This window comes from Micrococcus sp. EYE_212, assembly GCF_023147585.1.
Lineage (GTDB): Bacteria > Actinomycetota > Actinomycetes > Actinomycetales > Micrococcaceae > Micrococcus.
On the sequence record NZ_JAHXOZ010000001.1, the window covers coordinates 162,278 to 182,493 of the forward strand.

12 protein-coding genes and 2 tRNA genes are annotated in these 20,216 nt (G+C 74.0%); 7 read left to right on the top strand and 7 right to left on the bottom strand.

All coding sequences use genetic code 11. From position 1 onward, the window contains the following. Positions 1-34: 34 nt before the first annotated feature. The 5 genes from serA to ilvD all read right to left on the bottom strand — a co-directional run bounded on the left by serA (position 35) and on the right by ilvD (position 7,442). A complete protein-coding gene (gene serA, locus KZX60_RS00785) occupies positions 35-1,630 on the bottom strand; it encodes a phosphoglycerate dehydrogenase (RefSeq protein WP_248115128.1) in 1,596 nt (531 codons plus the stop codon). A 355-nt stretch (positions 1,631-1,985) separates the two neighbouring features. Next, positions 1,986-3,017, bottom strand: a complete 1,032-nt coding sequence (ilvC, locus tag KZX60_RS00790; RefSeq protein ID WP_248115129.1) for a ketol-acid reductoisomerase — start codon at positions 3,015-3,017, stop codon at positions 1,986-1,988. A gap of 54 nt (positions 3,018-3,071) precedes the next feature. Then, positions 3,072-3,581, bottom strand: coding sequence for an acetolactate synthase small subunit (gene ilvN, locus KZX60_RS00795; RefSeq protein ID WP_248115130.1), 510 nt, complete (start codon positions 3,579-3,581; stop codon positions 3,072-3,074). 12 nt (positions 3,582-3,593) lie between these two features. Beyond that, complete coding sequence (locus KZX60_RS00800) at positions 3,594-5,411, bottom strand: acetolactate synthase large subunit (RefSeq protein WP_248115131.1); 1,818 nt, start codon at positions 5,409-5,411, stop codon at positions 3,594-3,596. Between the two features lie 351 nt (positions 5,412-5,762). Continuing rightward, complete coding sequence (gene ilvD, locus KZX60_RS00805; protein WP_248115316.1) at positions 5,763-7,442, bottom strand: dihydroxy-acid dehydratase; 1,680 nt, start codon at positions 7,440-7,442, stop codon at positions 5,763-5,765. A gap of 194 nt (positions 7,443-7,636) precedes the next feature. On the opposite strand from ilvD, the gene KZX60_RS00810 reads away from it, so the two are divergent. The 7 genes from KZX60_RS00810 (at position 7,637) to KZX60_RS00840 (ending at position 15,793) form a co-directional block, all read left to right on the top strand. Continuing rightward, entirely contained in the window at positions 7,637-8,140 is a 504-nt protein-coding gene (locus tag KZX60_RS00810) for a hypothetical protein (protein ID WP_248115132.1), read from the top strand. A gap of 55 nt (positions 8,141-8,195) precedes the next feature. Beyond that, positions 8,196-8,271, top strand: a tRNA-Lys gene (locus KZX60_RS00815). A gap of 111 nt (positions 8,272-8,382) precedes the next feature. Next, a complete protein-coding gene (bcp, locus tag KZX60_RS00820; RefSeq protein WP_248115133.1) occupies positions 8,383-8,868 on the top strand; it encodes a thioredoxin-dependent thiol peroxidase in 486 nt (161 codons plus the stop codon). Positions 8,869-8,914: 46 nt separating this feature from the next. Next, positions 8,915-8,996, top strand: a tRNA-Leu gene (locus KZX60_RS00825). A 24-nt stretch (positions 8,997-9,020) separates the two neighbouring features. Then, positions 9,021-10,718, top strand: coding sequence for an ABC transporter substrate-binding protein (locus KZX60_RS00830; protein WP_248115134.1), 1,698 nt, complete (start codon positions 9,021-9,023; stop codon positions 10,716-10,718). 134 nt (positions 10,719-10,852) lie between these two features. Continuing rightward, complete coding sequence (locus KZX60_RS00835; protein ID WP_348983727.1) at positions 10,853-12,334, top strand: malate:quinone oxidoreductase; 1,482 nt, start codon at positions 10,853-10,855, stop codon at positions 12,332-12,334. Positions 12,335-12,340: 6 nt separating this feature from the next. Further along, on the top strand, positions 12,341-15,793 hold the full coding sequence (locus KZX60_RS00840; RefSeq protein ID WP_248115135.1) for an efflux RND transporter permease subunit: 3,453 nt from the start codon (positions 12,341-12,343) through the stop codon (positions 15,791-15,793). Between the two features lie 89 nt (positions 15,794-15,882). On the opposite strand, the gene KZX60_RS00845 is transcribed toward KZX60_RS00840, so the two are convergent. Then, positions 15,883-18,933 carry an SMC family ATPase gene (locus KZX60_RS00845; protein WP_248115136.1) on the bottom strand — a complete coding sequence of 1,017 codons (3,051 nt, stop codon included), beginning with the start codon at positions 18,931-18,933 and terminating at the stop codon, positions 15,883-15,885. After that, on the bottom strand, positions 18,930-20,171 hold the full coding sequence (locus KZX60_RS00850) for an exonuclease SbcCD subunit D (protein ID WP_248115137.1): 1,242 nt from the start codon (positions 20,169-20,171) through the stop codon (positions 18,930-18,932). The genes KZX60_RS00845 and KZX60_RS00850 overlap by 4 nt, the downstream gene beginning before the upstream one ends. Between the last annotated feature and the right edge of the window lie 45 nt (positions 20,172-20,216).

Consider the following 20,216-nt stretch of genomic DNA (forward strand, 5'->3'; position numbering starts at 1 on the left):
GTCGGCGGCGGGCCGGTCGACGCCGGCCGCGGGCTCACTCGGAGAGGTCGATCTCCGCGGCCCGCTCGGCGCCGATGGCCTGCGCGAGGGCGCCGACCGTTCCCGCCGCCATGCCGGCGTCGAGGGTCAGGACCGCGAGCGCGGTGCCCTCCGCATCGCGGGACACGTCCATGCCGGCGATGTTCACGCCCTGCTCCCCCAGCGTCTGGCCGAGGATGCCGACGACGCCCGGGCGGTCGGCGTAGCCGAACACGAGCAGGTGCTCGGCGAGGGGCACCTCGATCTCGTGGCCGTCCACGCCCACGAGCTTCTGCACCTGCTTCGGGCCGGTCAGGGTGCCGGTCACGGAGGTCTTCTCGCCCGTGGACGTCACGCCGCTCACGGTGATGGCATTGCGGTAGGACTCCGCCACCGGGGTCGTGGTGAGGCGGCTCTCCACGCCGCGCTGCTCGGCCAGCACGGGGGCGTTCACGTAGGAGACCTGCTCGGAGACCACGTCGGTGAACACGCCCTTGAGGGCGGCGAGGCGGACGGCCTTCACGTCATGCTCGGCGATCTCGCCGGCCACCTCCACGTCCACCGACTCGAGAGAGGCCTCGCCGACGAGCGCGCGGAGCGTGCGGCCGAGCTTCTCGGCCAGGGGCAGGCCGGGTCGCACGTCCTCGTGGATGACGCCGCCGGCCACGTTCACCGCGTCGGGCACGAGCTCGCCGGCCAGGGCGAGGCGCACGGACTTGGCGACGGCGACGCCGGCCTTCTCCTGCGCCTCGGCGGTGGAGGCGCCCAGGTGGGGGGTGACGACGGCGGAGTCGTGCTGGAAGAACGCGAGGTCCGTGGCGGGCTCGGAGCTGAACACGTCGATGCCGGCGCCGGCGATCGCTCCGGAGTCCAGGGCGCGGGCGAGGGCGTCCTCGTCCACGAGGCCGCCGCGGGCCACGTTGATCACGTACGCGGTGTCCTTCATGCGCGCGAACTGCTCGTCCGCGATCATGCCGACCGTCTCCGGCGTCTTGGGCATGTGGATGGTGACGAAGTCGGACTGCTCGAGCAGGGCGTCCAGGTCCACGAGCGTCGCACCGAGCTGCTGGGCCCGGGCCGCGCTGATGTAGGGGTCGTACGCGAGGATCTCCATGCCGAAGGCCTTCATGCGCTCGGCCACGAGCGCGCCGATGCGGCCGAGGCCGATCACGCCGAGCTTCTTCTCGAACAGCTCCACACCCGCGTACTTGGAGCGCTTCCACTCCCCCGCCTTGAGGGCGCGGTTCGCCGGGGCGATGTTGCGCGCCACGGAGAGGATGTGGCCGCACGTCAGCTCGGCGGCCGAGACGATGTTGGAGGTCGGCGCGTTGACCACCATGACGCCCGCCGCGGTGGCGGCGGGGACATCCACGTTGTCCAGGCCGACGCCGGCCCGCGCGATGACCTTCAGGTCCGTGGCCGCGGCGATGGCCTCGGCGTCCATCTGCGTGGCGGAGCGCACGAGGATCGCGTCCACGCCGGGCAGGTCCGCCAGCAGGCGGGCGCGGTCGGCGCCGTCGGTGTGGCGGATCTCGAAGTCGGGGCCGAGGGCCTCGACGGTGGCGGGCGAGAGTTCCTCGGCGATGAGGACGACGGGCTGGGCGGCGCTCACGGGCGGCTCCTTGTTCGGCGGTGGCACGGTGGGGCGACGTGGGCAGATGGTGCGCGGCCCGCGTCGCCGCCTCGAGCCTAGCCGCATGGATCTGTCATGGACCGCAGACGACGGCGGCGCCGAAGGGAGTCCCGTTCGACGCCGCAGGGAGTCCCTTTCGACGCCGCAGGGAGTCCCGTTCGACGCCGCAGGGAGTCCCTTTCGACGCCGCAGGGAGTCCCGTTCGACGCCGCAGGGAGTCCCGTTCGACGCCGCAGGGAGTCCCTTTCGACGCCGCAGCCGAGTGGTCACGACACGCCGTCACGTCCGCGGTGCACGTGGCGTGTCGTGACCACTCGAGGGTCCGGGCCGCGGCTCAGCGGGCCGCGGTGCCCTCGGTGTAGTCGTCGTCGGTGTCCTTGAGCCACGCGAACATCTGGCGCAGCTCACGGCCGGTCTTCTCGATCGGGTGGGCCTCGCCCTTCGCGCGGAGCTCAATGAACTCCGGGGCGCCGGCCTTCTGGTCCTCCATGAAGCGCTTCGCGAAGGCGCCGTCCTGGATGTCGGCCAGCACGGCCTTCATGTTCTCCTTCACGGAGGGGTCGATCACGCGCGGGCCGGAGACGTAGTCGCCGTACTCGGCCGTGTCCGAGACGGACCAGCGCTGCTTGGCGATGCCGCCCTCCACCATGAGGTCCACGATCAGCTTGAGCTCGTGCAGCACCTCGAAGTAGGCGATCTCGGGCTGGTAGCCGGCCTCCACCAGGGTCTCGAAGCCGTACTGCACCAGCTGGGACGCGCCGCCGCACAGCACGGCCTGCTCGCCGAAGAGGTCCGACTCGGTCTCCTCGGTGAAGGTGGTCTCGATGACGCCGGCGCGGGTGCCGCCGATCGCCTTCGCGTAGGACAGCGCCAGCGCGCGGGCCTCGCCGGAGGCGTCCTGCTCGACCGCGATGAGGGCGGGCACGCCGCGGCCGGCCTCGAACTCGCGGCGGACCACGTGGCCCGGGCCCTTGGGGGCCACGAGGGCGACGTCCACGCCCTCGGGTGCCTTGATGTAGCCGTAGCGGACGTTGAAGCCGTGCGCGAAGAACAGGGCGTCGCCGTCCTGGAGGTTCGGAGCGATGTGCTCGGCGTACACGTCGGCCTGCACCTGGTCCGGGGTGAGGATCATGATGAGGTCGGCTTCCGCGGCGGCGGTGGCCACGTCCACGACGCGCAGGCCCTCGGCCTCGGCCTTCGCACGGGACGTCGAGCCCTCGGTGAGGCCGATGCGGACGTCCACGCCCGAGTCGCGCAGGGACAGCGAGTGCGCGTGGCCCTGCGAGCCGTAGCCGATCACGGCCACGGTGCGGCCCTGGATGATCGAGAGGTCGGCGTCGTCGTCGTAGAACTTCGTGGCGGTCATTGCGGTCTCCTAGCGGTGAGGGGGATCAGAGGGTGTGCGGGCTCGGCGGCCGGCTCAGCGGGCCTGGGCCCGGTCGGTCATGGAGCGCGAGCCGCGGGACAGGGCCACGGTGCCGGAGCGGACGAGCTCGCGCACGCCGTACGGCTCCATGAGGTCCAGGAAGGCCTGGAGCTTCTCCCGGGTGCCGGTGGCCTCGAGGGTCAGCGAGTCGGGGGCCACGTCCACCACGTGCGCGCGGAAGAGGTCGGCGGCCTGCACCACCTGGCCGCGGGTGGCGGCGTCGGCGCGGACCTTGACCAGCAGGTGGTCGCGCTGCACCGAGGAGTCGTCGGCCAGCTCCACCACCTTGAGCACGTTGATCAGCTTGTTGAGCTGCTTCGTGACCTGCTCCAGCAGGTGGGCGTCCGCGTCCACCACGACGGTGATCCGGGAGACCCCGGGCACCTCGGTGACGCCCACGGCGAGCGAGTGGATGTTGAAGGCGCGGCGGGCGAACAGGCCGGCCACGCGGGTGAGCGTGCCGGGGACGTCCTCCACGAGCACGGACAGGGTGTGTCGTTCCACGGTCATCGCTCCTCAGTCCTCCTGGTCCCACTCGGGCGTCATCCCTCGGGCCACCTGGATCGCGTCGTTGCTCACGCCCGCGGGGACCATGGGCCACACCATCGCATCGCGGGAGACCACGAAGTCGACGACGACGGGGCGGTCGTCGACCTCCAGGGCCCGGCGGATGGTGTCGTCCAGGTCCTCGGTGCGCTCGCAGCGCAGCCCGACCGCGCCGTAGGCGTCCGCCAGCTTCACGAAGTCGGGCACGCGGGCCGTGCCGTGGCCCGTGTTGAGGTCCGTGTTGGAGTAGCGGCCGTCGTAGAACAGGGTCTGCCACTGGCGCACCATGCCGAGCGAGGAGTTGTTGATCACCGCCACCTTGATGGGGATCCGGTTGATCACGCAGGTGGCGAGCTCCTGGTTGGTCATCTGGAAGCAGCCGTCGCCGTCGATCGCCCAGACCACGCGGTCCGGGTCCCCGACCTTGGCGCCCATCGCGGCGGGCACGGAGAAGCCCATGGTCCCCAGGCCCGCGGAGTTCAGCCACTGCCGGGGGCGCTCGTACTGCACGAACTGACTGGACCACATCTGGTGCTGGCCCACACCGGCCACGTACACGGCCTCGGGGCCGGAGAGCGCGGAGAGCCGCGAGATCACGTGCTGCGGGGCCATGAGCCCGTCCGCCGGATCGGTCCAGCCGAGCGGGTAGGTCTGTCGCAGCCGGTCCAGCACGGCCCACCACGGGGCGAGGTCCGGCAGCGGGGCCTGCTCGGCCGCCGCCCGCAGCGCCGCCGTGAGGTCCGGGATGACCTCCTTGACGGACCCCACGATCGGCACGTCCGCGAGGCGGTTCTTCGAGATCTCGGCGGGGTCCACGTCCACGTGGATCACGCGCGAGCCCGGAGCGAAGGACTCGAGGAGCCCGGTCACGCGGTCGTCGAAGCGGGCGCCGAGGGTGATGAGCAGATCCGCCTGCTGGAGGGCGGCCACCGCCGGCACCGAGCCGTGCATGCCGGGCATGCCGAGGTGCTGGGGGTGGGAGTCCGGGAACACGCCGCGCGCCGTGAGCGTGGTGACCACGGGGGCGCCGGTGGCCTCGGCCAGCTCGCGCAGCTCCGCGGACGCCTCGCCGCGGGCCACGCCGCCGCCCACGTACAGCACGGGGCGCCGGGCCTCGGCGATGAGGCGGACCGCCTCCTTGACCTGGCGGGGATGGCCGCGCAGCACGGGTCGGTAGCCGGGCAGCTCCAGCCGCGGCGGCCAGGAGAACTCGAGCTCGCCCTGTTGGGCGTCCTTCGTGACGTCGATCAGCACGGGGCCCGGACGCCCCGTGGTCGCGATGTGGAAGGCCTCCGCGAGCGCCAGCGGAATGTCCTCCGCGCGGGTGACGAGGCGCGAGTGCTTCGTGATGGGCATCGTGATGCCGACGATGTCCGCCTCCTGGAAGGCGTCCGAGCCGATGGCCGCGGAGGTGACCTGGCCCGTGATGAACACGACGGCCTGGGAGTCCATGTGCGCGTCGGCGATCGCGGTGACGAGGTTGGTGGCCCCCGGCCCCGACGTCGCGATGGCCACGCCGGGACGGCCCGTGGCGAGGTGGTAGCCCTGGGCCGCGTGGCCCGCGCCCTGCTCGTGGCGCACCAGGATGTGGCGGATGACGGAGGAGTCCATCAGCGGGTCGTACGTGGGGAGGATCGCTCCGCCGGGCAGCCCGAAGACGTCCGTGACCCCGAGCTCCTCGAGCGCGCGGATCAGGCCCTCGGACCCCGTCATGCGGGTGGGCTCCACGCGATTCCCCGGGCCGGGGACGCGCGGCGCCGCGGACTCGGGGCGGGGGGTCGGGCTCATCAGTGCACCTCACTGCGCTCATCGCTGCTGGCGTCCGGCATGCGGGGCACGCCGGACGATGGTCCGGGTGATCCGTCGGGGTGGCTGGGGGTGTCCTGCCGTGCCGGGCGGATCGGAGTGCGGTCACGGCCTGAGGTGGGGCCGCCGGCCGCCGGGTCGTTCGTCGGTGGCTCCAGTATGGGGACCCCCGCGTGGCGACCACCACTTGAGACATCCATATCTCGCCATGTGAGACGTGGCCCACGCCGCGGCACCCGCGCGCCCGCGCCCGCGCCCGCGCCCGCCCGCTCCCGCCTCAGGCCTCAGGCCTCAGGCCTCAGGCCTCAGGCCTCAGGCCTCAGGCCTCAGGCCTCAGCCCAGGTACGCACCCTCGGCCGCGGAGTGCACGAGCTTGGCGTACTTGCCCAGCACCCCCGTGGTGAACTTCGGCGGGACGGGCGTCCAGTCCGCCCGGCGCGCCTCCAGCTCGGCCGCGTCCACCAGGATGTCGAGCGTCCGGCCCGCGATGTCCACGCGGATCCGGTCGCCGTCGCGCACCAGGGCGATCGGCCCGCCGTCGGCCGCCTCGGGCGCGATGTGCCCGATGCACAGGCCCGTGGTGCCGCCGGAGAAGCGCCCGTCGGTGAGGAGCAGGACGTCCTTGCCGAGGCCGGCACCCTTGATCGCGCCGGTGATGGCGAGCATCTCCCGCATGCCCGGGCCGCCGCGCGGGCCCTCGTAGCGGATCACGACGACGTCGCCCGCGGCGATGGTGCCGTCCTCGAGGGCGTCCATGGCGGCGCGCTCGCGGTCGAACACGCGGGCGGTGCCCTCGAAGACGTCCGCGTCGAAGCCGGCGGACTTCACGACGGCGCCCTCCGGGGCGAGGCTGCCCCGCAGGACCGCGATGCCGCCGTTGGGGTGCATGGGCTCGTCCATGCGGCGGATGACGGTGCCGTCCACGGGGTCCGGCGCCAGGGCGGCGAGGTTCTCGGCAAGGGTCTTTCCCGTCACCGTGAGCGCATCGCCGTGGAGCAGCCCCTCGTCCAGCAGCGCCTTCATGACCACGGGCACGCCGCCCACGCGGTCCACGTCCGTCATCACGTAGCGGCCGAAGGGCTTGAGGTCGGCGATGTGCGGGACGCGGTCGCCCACGCGGTTGAAGTCGTCCAGGGTGAGGTCCACGCCGGCCTCCCGCGCGATCGCGAGGAGGTGCAGCACCGCGTTTGTGGAGCCGCCGAACGCCATGGTGACGGCGATGGCGTTCTCGAACGCCTCCTTCGTCATGATGTCCCGCGCGGTGATGCCGAGGCGCAGGAGTTGGACGACGGCGGCGCCGGAGCGGCGCGCGAAGTCGTCGCGGCGGCGGTCCGGCGAGGGCGGCGTGGCCGAGCCGGGCAGGGACATGCCGAGCGCCTCGCCGATCGAGGCCATCGTGTTGGCGGTGTACATGCCGCCGCACGCGCCCTCGGTGGGGACGATCGCCTTCTCGATGCGCAGCAGGTCCGCCTCGCTCATGAGGCCGCGGGCGCACGCGCCGACCGCCTCGAACGCGTCGATGATCGTCACCTGCTTCTCGGTGCCGTCGGAGAGGCGCGCGTGGCCGGGCATCGTGGAGCCGGCGTAGACGAACACGCTGGCCAGGTCGAGGCGGGCCGCGGCCATGAGCATGCCGGGCAGGGACTTGTCGCAGCCGGCCAGGAGCACCGAGCCGTCGAGGCGCTCGGCCATCATGACCGTCTCCACTGAGTCGGCGATCACCTCGCGGGAGACGAGGGAGAAGTGCATGCCCTCGTGGCCCATCGAGATGCCGTCCGAGACGGAGACGGTGCCGAACTCGAGCGGATAGCCGCCGTCGGCGTGGACGCCCTCCTTGGCCGCCTGGGCGAGACGGTCCAGGGAGAGGTTGCACGGCGTGATCTCGTTCCAGGAGGACGCGATGCCGATCTGGGGCTTGGCGAAGTCGTCGTCGCCCAGGCCCACGGCGCGGAGCATGCCGCGCGAGGCGGCGCGCTCCATGCCGTCGGTGACGTCGCGCGAGCGCGGCTTCATGTCCGGGGCGGGCGTGGCGGGGGCGGTGCTGACGGGGGCTGCGGAGCCCTGGGCCTCGGTGTTCTCCATGGGCGCAGTCTAGGGACGGCGGGCCCGCCGGCCATGGGACGGGTCACGATGTGACACGACGCGGAGGGGTCCCGCTCGGACGCCTCACGTGGCGCCCTCCTGCCGCGACGCGTAGCGTGGGACACATGGACTCCCCCCGCCTCATGCGCCGCCTCCGCGCCGCATTCGACGCGCGGGTGTTCAACCACGGCGACTACAACCTCGTGTACGGGCAGCCCTCCGGCTCCTCCACGCCCCTCGTGATCGGCTACCGCCACGTGCCTCTCGAGATGGTCCTCTGCCCTGTGGACCCGGCCGCCGAGCCGGTCCTCCGCGCGCCGCAGGAGCCGGACCCCGTGACGGTGGGGCTGCACAACGTGGCGACCGTGGCGGACACGGGTTCCGGCTACCAGGTGGAGACCGTCACCGGCTTTCGCACGTGGTTCGACGTGTCCGAGCACGCGCGGGTCCCTGTGGGGGATCTCACCGAGGACGGTGTCGCGGATCTCGACCAGCGCGCGGACGCCGCGGATTTCCACGGATTCATGACCGCGTTCATGGACGAGCTGGACCGGCTGTACGCCGTCTCGGACCCGGCGGAGGCGGTCATGCCCGACCCAGGCTTGGACGGCACCCCGAAGACCTGGTAGGGTTTCCACTCGTTGCACGGCGCGCCGGTGAGAATCGGAAGGCCGTACGGCGTCTGCACCTCTAGCTCAATTGGTAGAGCATCTGACTCTTAATCAGCAGGTTCCGGGTTCGAGTCCCGGGGGGTGCACCAGAAGGAGAGGGCCCCGTCATCGCCGCCGCGATGACGGGGCCCTCTCGTCTCCGCGGGTCGTCTCCGCGGACCGCTCGCCTCCGCGCGGGCGCCCCGCCTATCGTGGGCGGCATGACCGACGCTACCTCCTCCCGCCTCCAGCCCGGCGACGTCGCCCCGGCGTTCACCCTCCAGGACCAGGACGGGCGCCCCGTCTCCCTGCGCGACAGCGCGGGCAAGAGCACGATCGTCTACTTCTACCCGGCGGCCTCCACGCCCGGGTGCACCACCCAGGCGTGCGACTTCCGCGACAGCCTCGCCTCCCTCGCCGGCGCCGGCCACGTGGTCCTCGGCATCTCCCCCGACCCGATCGGCAAGATCATCCGCTTCGCGCAGAAGGAGCAGCTCACGTTCCCGCTCCTCTCGGACGAGGACCACGCCGTGGCGCAGGCCTACGGCGCGTGGGGGGAGAAGAAGAACTACGGGAAGGTCTACGAGGGCCTGATCCGCTCCACCGTCGTCGTCGGCCCCGACGGCCGGGTCGTCCACGCGCTGTACAACGTGAAGGCCACGGGCCACGTCGAGCGCCTACGGCGCCTCCTGGGCGTCACCGACTGAGGGACCGGCCGGTAGGATCTGAGCTCGCCCCCGAGGAGCGGGGCAGGCGGGCGTGGCGGAATTGGCAGACGCGCTGGATTTAGGTTCCAGTGTCGAAGGACGTGGGGGTTCGAGTCCCCCCGCCCGCACAGCACTGACACGAGGAGACGGACATGGAGCTCAGCCGTCGCGGGTTCATGGGCCTCGGCCTGGCCTCGCTCGGCGTGGGCCTGAGCGGGTGCGGGCGGGAGGCCCCGGCCACGCCTGCCGCGTCCACCCCCACTGTCCCGTCCGCGGCGCCCGCAGCCCCCGCGGTCCCTCGGCCGTTCGTGGTGGGCGCGCCGGGCCGCCCGCTCACGCGTGACCCCGCGGGCGCCTGGGACGCGGAGACCTTCCGCCTCTCCCGCCAGGTGCTCGAGACGCTGCTCGGCGTGGACCCGGACACGGGGGCCCCGACCCCCCAGCTCGTGGAGTCCCACACGGTCTCGGACGACGGCCTCACCCACGAGTTCCGCCTCCTCGACGGCTTGGTCTTCGAGGACGGCGCACCGTGCGACGCCGCCGCCGTGGCCGCCAACGTCACGCGCTGGTCCACGCCGCCGACCCCCGTGGACGGGACCGTCGCGATGCCCTCCCCGTTCGTGTCCGCGTTCGGCGGACACGCGGGGACCGAGGAGACCGCCTTCGTGGGCGTCGAGACGCCCGACGAGCGGACCGTCCGACTGCGCCTGCGCTCCCGCCTCCACCACCTCCCCGCGGCGCTGAGCTCCCCGCCCTTCGCCATCTCCTCCCCCGGCTCATGGGGCCGGACGGTCCGGGTGGGGGACGCCGACGTCGTCACCCCCGCGGGCACCGGGGCCTTCCGCTGGGCCACGGCCGAGGAGGCCGCCGCGCACGCGGCGCGGGAGCCGGCGGCCGCGGACCCCGCCGACGTCACCCTGCTCATGCCCGCCGACCGTCACCGCGGGGACGCGCCCGCCACGGGGCCGGTGGCCGTGCACGCGTGGGGCCGGGCGAGCACCCGCCTGCGGGAGCTGCGCCGGGGCACCGCGGACGTGATCGACGTGGTGGCCCCCAGCCAGCTGCGCCCCCTCGTGGAGGCCGGCACGCAGGTCCTCCCCCGCGATCCCCTGGCCGTGCTCTACCTCGGGATGAACCTGGCCCATCCGCAGCTGCGCTCCCAGCATCTGCGCCAGGCCGTGGCCCACGCGGTGGACCGCGGGCGGCTGGCCTCCAGCGACGTCTTCCTCGAGGGCACCGCCCAGGCCCACGACCTCGTTCCGCCGGCCCTCGGCGTCGGCGACGAGGAGGCGGAGCACCACGACCTCGATCCGGACCGCGCCGAGCGTCTCCGGGAGATGTCCGGGTACGCGGGCGAGCCCCTCGAGTTCCTGTACCCCCTGGCCACGGGGCGCCCCTCCCTGCCCGAGCCCGAGCGCGTCTACGCGATGGTCGCCGCGGACCTGGGCGCGGTGGGGATCACGGTGACCCCCGTGCCGGTCCCGGACGACGAGGACTACCTGAGGGCCGTGGTCTCCCGGCCCACCCGGGCGCTCCACCTCATGGGCCGCGGCGGCGCCTACCGCGACCCCCACGCGTTCCTCGAGCCGATCGCCCGCTCGGGCCGGGCCGAGACCAACTACGACAATCCCCGGGTGGTGCGCGACCTCGCGGCCGCCGCCGCGGAGCCCGACGACGACCGACGCCGCGAGCTGCACCGCGGCGTCGTGCGCGCGATGGCCCTGGACCTGCCCGCCCTGCCGCTCGTCTACCCCATCTCCGCGCTGGCCACGGGGCCCAGGGTGGCCTCGTACCCGACCTCCCCCCAGCTCGACGAGCCCTTCGCGCGCATCGGCGTCACGGACGCCTGACCCCCTCGGCCCACGCACCCGGAGCGGGGGCGTCCGGTAGTAGAGTGGGCCACCGCGGCATCGACCCGCGGCCCCCCGCAGAACCGAGGGACCCGCGGTGCCCCACCACCGTCGATCTGTCCCAGGAGTAGACCGTGTCCACCACCTCTTCCACCACCCACGACGTCGTGCTGATCGGCGGCGGCATCATGTCCGCCACCCTCGGCGTGATGCTCCAGAAGCTCGAGCCCACGTGGTCCATCGCCCTGTACGAGAACCTCGACCAGGCCGGTCTGGAGTCCTCCGACCCGTGGAACAACGCCGGCACGGGCCACGCGGCCCTGTGCGAGCTGAACTACTCCCCGATGGGCAAGGACGGCCGGGTGGACGTCACCAAGGCCCTCGGCATCAACGAGCAGTTCATGCTGACCCGCCAGTTCTGGTCCGCCCTCGTGAAGGACGGCACGCTCAAGGACCCGAAGTCCTTCATCAACCCGCTGCCGCACATGTCCTTCGTGTGGGGCGACGACCACGCCGACTACCTGGGCAAGCGCTACGAGGCCATGTCCGCCGAGCCGCTCTTCGCGCAGATGGAGCACACCGAGGACCCGGCGACGATCGCCGAGTGGGCCCCCCTGCTCATGGAGGGCCGCCCCGCCGGCCCGCGCGTCGCCGCCTCCCGCGTGGCCGGCGGCACCGACGTCGACTTCGGCTCCCTCACCCGCCAGCTCGTGACGAGCATGGCCTCCCACGGCGCCGAGGTGCGCTTCGGCCACAAGGTGACCGGCCTGGAGCGCGGCACCGACGGCCGCTGGGAGGTGGCGGTCAAGAACAAGGCCGCCGGCTCCACCGTCACGGACCGCGCCCGCTTCGTGTTCGTCGGCGCCGGCGGCGGCGCCCTGCACCTGCTGCAGAACTCCGGGATCCCCGAGGCCAAGGGCTTCGGCGGCTTCCCCGTGTCCGGCCAGTTCTTCCGTTGCACCGACGACGCCGTGGTGAACCGCCACATGGCCAAGGTGTACGGCCAGGCCGCGGTGGGCGCCCCGCCCATGTCCGTCCCCCACCTGGACACCCGCTTCGTCAACGGCAAGCGCTCCCTGCTGTTCGGCCCCTACGCCGGCTTCTCCACCAACTTCCTCAAGACCGGCTCCTACCTGGACCTGCCGCTCTCCATCCGCCCGCACAACCTGCCGGTGATGCTCGACGTGGCGAAGGACAACATCCCGCTCACGCAGTACCTCGTCTCCGAGGTGCTGAAGCCGCGCTCCAAGAAGGTGGACACGCTCCAGGAGTTCTACCCGGAGGCCGAGGGCTCCGACTGGGAGCTGATCACCGCCGGCCAGCGCGTGCAGGTGATGAAGAAGAAGGGCCGCTTCGGCGGCGTGCTGCAGTTCGGCACCGAGGTCGTCACCCACGCGGACGGCTCCCTCGGCGGCCTGCTGGGCGCGTCCCCGGGCGCCTCCACCGCCGCCCCCATCATGGTGAAGCTGCTCGAGCGCTGCTTCCCCGCCAAGATGGGCGCATGGGACTCCACCCTCAAGGAGCTCATCCCGTCGCTGGGCCACACCCTCAACGAGGAGCCGGAGCTGCTCCGCGAGGTCACCGAGGCCACCGCGTCCACGCTGCAGCTCGGCTGACCGACCATGGGAGCGCTCGCCCGGTTCTCACTGTCGCAGCGGGCGCTTGTGGCGCTCATCACCGTGTTCGTCGCGGTGTTCGGCGTCATCTCCGCCGGTCAGCTCAAGCGGGAGCTCATCCCGTCCCTCGAGCTGCCCGTCATCTCGGTGTCCACCACCTACCCGGGCGCGAGCCCGGAGGTGGTGGACGCCACGGTGGGCGAGCCCCTCGAGACGGCCCTGCAGGCCGTCGAGGGGCTCGAGTCCTCCCAGTCCACGTCGCGCTCCTCCTTCAACAGCGTGCAGCTTCGCTTCGAGTACGGCACGGATCTCAACCGGGCGCGCTCCCAGGTGGACCGCGTGATCTCCAACCTCGGCGCCCAGCTGCCGGAGGAGACCGAGACCACCTCCTTCGCGGGGTCGGTCTCCGACTTCCCGGTGGTCTTCCTCGCGCTCTCCGGGGACGAGGACCTCAACGAGCTGCGCCGCCGGGCCGAGGACGTGGTGGCGCCCCGCCTGCAGAAGCTCGACGGCGTCCGCGGCGCCCAGGTGATCGGCGGCACCGAGGAGTACGTCTCCGTCGTGCCGGACCAGCAGGCCCTCGCCGCCACCGGGATGACCACCCAGGACATCACCACGGCCCTGGAGGAGAACGCCGGCCTGTTCCCCATCGGCCAGGTCACGCAGGACGAGATCACCTATCCGGTCCAGGCCGGCTCCCCGGTCGAGTCCCTCGAGGAGCTCTCCCAGGTGACCGTCACCCCCGGCTCCGGGTCGGACTCCGGGTCCGCGGGCGAGACCTCCGGCGTCGGGGGCGGCGGACCGCCCGCCCCGGGCACGACGACGCCCGATGAGGCCACCGCCCCCGGGACCGGCGCGGCGCCGGCCGCCCCCGCAGCCTCCTCCGAGGGCACCCCCCGGCCGCTGTCGGAGGTCGCCGAGGTGAGCCTCGCCGCCGAGGACCCCACCTCCGTGGCCCGCACCGACGGCGCGGACACGCTCTCGCTCTCCGTCACGGCGATCCCGGACGCCGACCTCGTGGCCGTCTCCCAGGCGGTGCGCGACACGATGCCGGAGCTCGAGTCCCTCCTGGGCGGCGGATCCCATCTCGCGGTCGTGTTCGACCAGGCGCCGTTCATCCAGCAGTCCATCGACAGCCTTCTCGTGGAGGGCATGCTGGGCCTGGCCTTCGCGGTCCTCGTGATCGCCGTCTTCCTCCTCTCGGCCCGCTCCACGCTCGTCACGGCCGTGTCCATCCCGCTCTCCCTGCTGGCCGCGCTGATCGGCGTGAGCGTGGCCGGCTACTCGCTGAACACCCTCACCCTCGGTGCGCTCACCATCTCGATCGGCCGCGTCGTGGACGACGCGATCGTCGTCGTCGAGAACATCCGGCGGCACCTGAGCCTGGGCGAGGACCGGCGCACCGCCATCCTCGAGGGCACGCGGGAGGTGGCCACCGCGGTCACCGCGTCCACCCTCGTCGCCGTGGCCGTGTTCCTGCCCATCGGGTTCGTGGGCGGCCTGGCCGGCGAGCTGTTCCGCCCCTTCGCGGTCACGACGACGATCGCCCTGCTCGCCTCCCTCCTGGTGGCGCTCACGATCATCCCGGTGCTGTGCTGGTGGTTCCTGCGCGCCCCGCGGCGTGCCGCGGACGCGCCGCGCCAGGCCGCCGACGCCCGTCCGACGGCGCACCGCTCGTGGCTCACGGACGCGTACCGCCCCGCACTGCGCTGGACCCAGCGGCACGCCAAGACCACCCTCGCGGCCGCCGTCGTGCTCCTGGCGGGCACCGCGGCGCTGCTGCCCCTGGTCCCCACCAACCTGCTCGGCGACTCCGGGCAGAACTCCTTCGTGGTCACCGCTCAGCAGAGGCGGGGCACCTCGCTGGAGGCCACCGCTGCGGCGGCCGAGAAGGTCGAGCAGTCCCTGATGGACACCGAGGGCGTGGAGACCGTGCAGTTCACGGCGGGCGGCCAGGGAAGCTTCTTCGGCGCCGGCGGTGCCGCGGACAGCGCCCAGTTCACGGTCGTCACGGACGAGGACGCGGACCAGGAGGCCCTGCAGGACACCGTGCGGCAGGGCCTGGCCGCGCTCGAGGGCGTGGGCGAGGTGTCCCTCTCGAGCCAGCAGGGCCCCGGCGGCTCGCAGGACATCGACGTGTCCGTGCGCGCCTCCTCGCCCGAGGCCCTCGACGAGGCCGCGAACACGGTGGCCGAGCGGCTGCGCGGCGTCGAGGGGGCGCGGGAGGTCAGCACGCCCGCCTCGGACACCCGCCCCACCTTCCAGGTGGACGTGGACACCCAGGCCGCCGCCGAGCGGGGCCTGACCGAGGAGGCCGTCTCGGGCCAGGTGGCCGGTGCGCTGCAGGCCCTGCCGGTGGGCGACGTGCGGTTCGGCTTCCAGGAGTACACGGTGCGGCTGGGCGACCCGGAGCCCGTGGAGACCCTCGACGAGCTGCGCGCCGTCCCGGTGCAGACCCCGCAGGGCCCCGTGCCGCTCGAGGAGCTCGCCGCGGTGTCCCAGCGCGAGGTGCCCGCGAGTGTCACCTCCTCCAACGGCGAGCGCACCGCCGTGGTGAGCGTGAAGCCCGAGGGGCAGGACCTCGGCGCGGTCTCCCGGGGCGTGGGCGAGGCCCTCGACGGCCTCGAGCTGCCCGAGGGGGCCACGGCCACCATCGGCGGAGCGGCCACCCAGCAGGAGCAGACGTTCCGGGACCTGGGGCTCGCGCTCCTGGCCGCGATCGCGGTGGTGTACGTGGTCCTGGTGGCCACGTTCAACTCGCTGCGCCAGCCGCTCGTGCTGCTCGTGTCCATCCCGTTCGCCGCCACGGGCGTCGTCCTGGCGCTGCTGGTCACGGGGACCGCGCTGGGCCTGCCCACCATGATCGGCGTGCTCATGCTCATCGGCATCGTGGTGACCAACGCGATCGTGCTGATCGACCTCATCAACCAGTACCGGCGGGACCACGCCATGCCGCTGGACGAGGCCATCGAGCTCGGCGCGCTCAACCGCGTGCGCCCCGTGGTGATGACGGCGCTGGCCACGGTGCTCGCCATGATGCCCACGGCGCTCGGGATCACCGGCCACGCGGGCTTCATGTCCCAGCCGCTCGCCGTGGCCGTGGTGGGCGGCCTGGTCTCCTCCACGCTGCTCACGCTCGTGCTGGTGCCGGTCCTCTACCGCATGATCGAGTCCCGGGGCGAGCGGCGCCGCGTGGCCGAGCTCGAGGAGCGCCGGGCGGCCGAGGCCGAGGAGCGGGAGCGGATCGACGCCGAGCGCCGTGCGGCGGAGGCAGAACGGGCCGCGGCCGGGCAGCGTGCCGGCCAGGCCGGGGTGCCGGGGGCCGACGGCTCGTCGGCAGTGGGGTCCTCGGCCGGGGCGGGCTCCTCGGCCTCCGGCGGCGGAGGTCGCCGTGGCCTGCCCTCCCGCCTCCGGGCGGGGCTGGCCGGGATGGCCGGACGGCGGCGCCGCCGGGCCTGAGACGCCACCGTGCCCGAGGCGCCGCGCGACGGCGCAGGACGAGGGGTCGACCGCTGCGCGGTCGGCTCCTCGCCCGTCGGGCGGCTCCCTCAGGTCCCTTCGTGGACGGCGAGGCTCGAGCCGCGGCGGTCCTTGCGGACCTCGAGGCGCACGCCGATCTCCTGCTTCATGCGGTCCACGTGGGAGACGAGCCCCACCGTGCGCCCGCCCGAGCGCAGGGAGTCCACGACGTCCAGCACGTCGTCGAGCGTCTCGGAGTCCAGCGAGCCGAAGCCCTCGTCCACGAAGAGCGTGTCCAGCTCGATGCCGCCGGACTCCGCCTGCACCGTGTCCGCGAGGCCCAAGGCCAGGGCCAGCGAGGCCATGAACGTCTCCCCGCCCGAGAGCGTGGAGGGGTGCCGCGTCTCGTCGACGTAGTGGTCACGGACCACGAGCTCCAGGCCCTTGTTGCCGCGGCCGCCCACGGCGTCCGAGTACTCGATGCTGTACCGGGCATCCGTCATGGCCAGCAGGCGCTCGCTCGCCGCCGCGGCGACCTCCTCGAGCCGGCCGGCCAGCACGTAGCTGGTCAGCGGCATCTTGAGGCGGTTCTCCCCGCCCCCGCGCACGAGCGCGAGCAGCTGCGTGACCGTGCGGTGCTCCTCGATGAGCGCCGCGGAGCGGCCCAGCACGTCGGTCAGCGCCGCGGACTGACGGCGCACCGTCGCCACCAGGGTGTCCAGCCTGCCGACGGCGGTGGCCCGCTTCGCGCTGGCCGCCTCGGCGGCGGCGAGGCGTTCGGCCGCGGCGGCGCTCTCCTCCTGGGTCGGGGCGGCGGTGCCGGCCTCGCCGAGGGCACGGCCCTCGGCGACGAGCTCGGTGGTTCCGAGCTCGGCCAGGCGGGCGCCCTCCTCGTCCCACGCGCGCACCCGAGCGGTGAGGGCGCTCGCGTCGTCGTCGTCGAGCCGTGCCTGCGCCGCCGCCTCGGCACCGGTGAAGTCCTCCGCGGCGAGGGCGGCGGCGAGGGCCTCCGCGGTCTCCGCGCGCACGGCGGCGGCACGCGCCTGCGCCTCGGCCGCGTCGGCGAGGGCGCGCAGGGCACGGCGGGCGCCGCCGACCTGGCCGCGGCGGACGTCCAGGTCCTCGGCGTCGGCCTGGGCGGCCTCGACCGCGGCCCGCAGCTCGAGGAGCCGCTCGGCGCGCCGCGCCGTGGCCTCCTCGAGGCGCTCGGCCTCGAGCGCGAGGGCGGCGTCCGCCGACTCCGCCGCGGTCTGCGCCGTCTCGAGCTTCGTCAGGGTCCGGCGGTCCGCGGCCAGGGCCTTGGCGACGGCGGCGAGGTCGGCCTGCTCGGCCTCGGCGGCACCCAGGGCCGCCTCGGCCTCCTCCACGCCGAGCCCGCCGGCGGCGTCCCGGGCCTCTCTCAGGGCGGACTCGGCCCGCTCCCGGGCGGCCTCGGCCTGGGCGGCCGCGGCGCCGGCACGGTCCCGTGCCTTCTCCGCGGCGGCGACGTCGGCCTCGGTCACCGAGGTCGCGGCTGCGGGCGCCGGACGCGGGTGCGCCGGGGACCCGCACACCGCGCAGGGCTCCCCCGCGACGAGCTGCTCCGAGAGCTCGGACGCCGCCTGCTCGTAGCGCGAGCGCAGCAGCCCCACGTGCTTCTCCGCGGCCGCGCGCTCCCGCGCGACGAGCCTCTCGTGATCGACGCGGGCCCTCTCGGCGGCGGCACGACGCTCCTCCGCCAGTCCGGCCGCGGCACACCGCGTGCGGGCCTCCTCCGCCCGGCGGTCGACGGCCGCGCGGGCGCCGAGCCGGGCCCCACCCGACTCGACAGCCTCCCGCGCGGCCGCGATCGCCGTGGCACGCGCCTCTCGCTCGTGAGCCCCCGCCGCACGTTCCCCGTCGATCGCCTCGTGCCGGGCGCCGCCGGCGGCCTGCTCCTCCTCGAGCCTCGCCATCCGGGCGCGGTCCTTCACGGCGGCCTCGACGGCGTCCGCCGCGCGGTCCGCCCGCTGCAGCGCGGTGCGGGCGACCGACACCGTGGCACCGGCGACCTCGTCCTGCTCGCCCTCCCCGGACGCCTCGCCGAGCCACGAGGCGGCCAACGGCTCGGCGGCGACCCCGGCCGCCGCCGTGGCCGCGCGCTCGCCCTCGGCGTGCTCCGCGTGCTCGGCGCGCCGGGCACGCGCGGCCGCGGCGAGCACGCGGCCCGCCCGCTCATGGGCGAGCACCGCGGCACGGGCCTCCCCGGTCTCCCGCGCGGAGGCCTCGTGCACGGAGAGACGGTCCGACCATCCGGCCGCGGCCGCGAGGGAGGCCGCCGTGCGCTCGAGCGCGCGCACGGCGGCGCGGGCGTCCCGCTCCGCCGTGTGGGCCGCGGTGAGTCCGGCTCCGGCCGCCTCCCGCGCGGCATCGGCCCGCCGCACGGCGAGGTCCAGGAGGCCCTCGTCCGTCTCGGGGTGCGGCTCGGGCGCGGGCCAGTCCTCGCCGAGCTCCTCGCGCATCGCGTCGCGCAGCTGGGCGCGCGCGGCGTCGGCGATCGCGGCGTCCGCGGCGACGGCTCCGTCCAGGCGGGAGGCCTCCCCCTTGAGATGCTCCTCGACGCCGTCGAAGCGCTGCGTGCCGAAGAGGCGGCGCAGCAGGGCCCGGCGGTCGTCCGACGTGGCGGTGAGGAACTGCGCGAACTGGCCCTGGGGCAGCAGGACGACCTGCATGAACTGATCGGCGTCCAGGTGCATGACGGAGGCGATCAGCTGGCCCACCTCGTCCGCGCGGGTCAGCGGGGCGCCCCACTGCCCCTCCGCGTGCTCGCGCAGGGACACCGCGGCCTGCGTGGAGGTCAGGCCGTCACCCTTCTTCTTCTTCCGCAGGTGTTTCGGGGAGCGGAGCACCTCGAAGCGGCGGCCCTGCACCGAGAACTCCAGGAGCACCTCGGGCGTCACGGCCCCGGGCTCGCGCAGCGTGGTGACGAGGGACTCGGGCAAGCGGCCGCCCGGCACCGAGCCGTACAGGGCATAGCAGAGCGCGGCGAGGATGGTGGACTTGCCGGCGCCCGTGGGGCCGTCGAGCAGGAAGAGGCCCGCGGCGTTCAGCGCGGCGAAGTCGACGTCCTGGCGGTCCGCATAGGGGCCGAGCCCCTGCAGCCGCATCCGGTGGATCCTCATGCGCGCACCTCCGCGAGTCGCGACGCCTCGAGGGCGTCCTGGAGCAGGGCCGCCTCGGCCGGACTGGCCGCGCGCTCCCGCACGTGGTCCACGAACCCAGTGGTCAGCGCGAGGGCTGAGGGGGCCTGGCGGAGCGCGTCCGCGTAGGTGCGCTCGCGCGTCCTCCTCCCGCCCGCGGGCTCGTGCCGGAACACGAGGACGTGCGGGAAGCGCGTCTTGAGGCGCTCGAGGGCGCGCTCGGGCCGCTCGTCGTCGGTGACGGTCGCCTGCACCCAGCGGTCCTCGGCGTGGGCGAACTCGGCCGAGCCCAGCAGCGCGTCGAGGGGCCCGGCGATGACCGCCAGCCGGCGGCCGGCCTCCCAGTCCACGGCCTCGACGGCGCGCACGGCCCCGCCCTCGACCGTGACCAGCCACGCCCCCTTGCGGTGGTTCGCCTCGGAGAAGGAGTAGGGCAGCGGGGAGCCGGAGTAGCGCACGTGATCGGCGAGGCGCTGCCGCCCGTGCAGGTGGCCCAGGGCGACGTAGTCCAGCCCCGCGAACACGGACACCGGCACCTGGCCGAGCGTCCCCACAAGGGCCTCAGGCGTCCCGCCCGGATGCTCGACGTGCTCACCCTCCCCGATGTCCCGCTCGCTCTCCGAGCCGTGCCCGCCCGCGGCGAACAGGTGCGCCATGACGACGCCCGCGACCGGGCTCGCGCTCTCGGCGCGCCTGGCCTCGAGGTCCTCCCGGATGCGACGGACGGCCTCGGTCATGACGGCCGTGTGGTTCGGCTCCACCTCCCACGCCTGGCCCTGATGGCGTGGCTCGAGGAACGGCACCCCATACACGGCCACCGTCTGCCCGGGCTCCCCCTCGCCGCGCGCGCCGTCGTCGTGCCTCTGCCGCAGCAGCACCGGGCGCGCCAGGTCCGCCGCGTCCGCGCGCACGTGGACCCCCGCGGCCTCCATGAGGCCGCCGCCGAAGCCGAGCCGCACCGCGGAGTCGTGGTTGCCGCTGGTCAGGACGACCTCGGCGCCCGCAGCCCGGATCTGCCTCAGCGCGCGATCGAGCAGCCGGACCGCGTCCGCCGGCGGGAGCGCGCGGTCGTAGACGTCCCCGGCCAGCAGGACGGCGTCCACCCGGTGCTCCCGGACGGTGTCCAGCAGGACGTCGAGGACCTGAGCCTGGGCGTCGAGCAGTCCGGTGCCGTGGAAGGAGCGCCCGAGGTGCCAGTCGGACGTGTGGAGGAGCTTCATGCGACCCACTCTAGGAAGACGCCGGACACGGGAGGAGCATCCGGT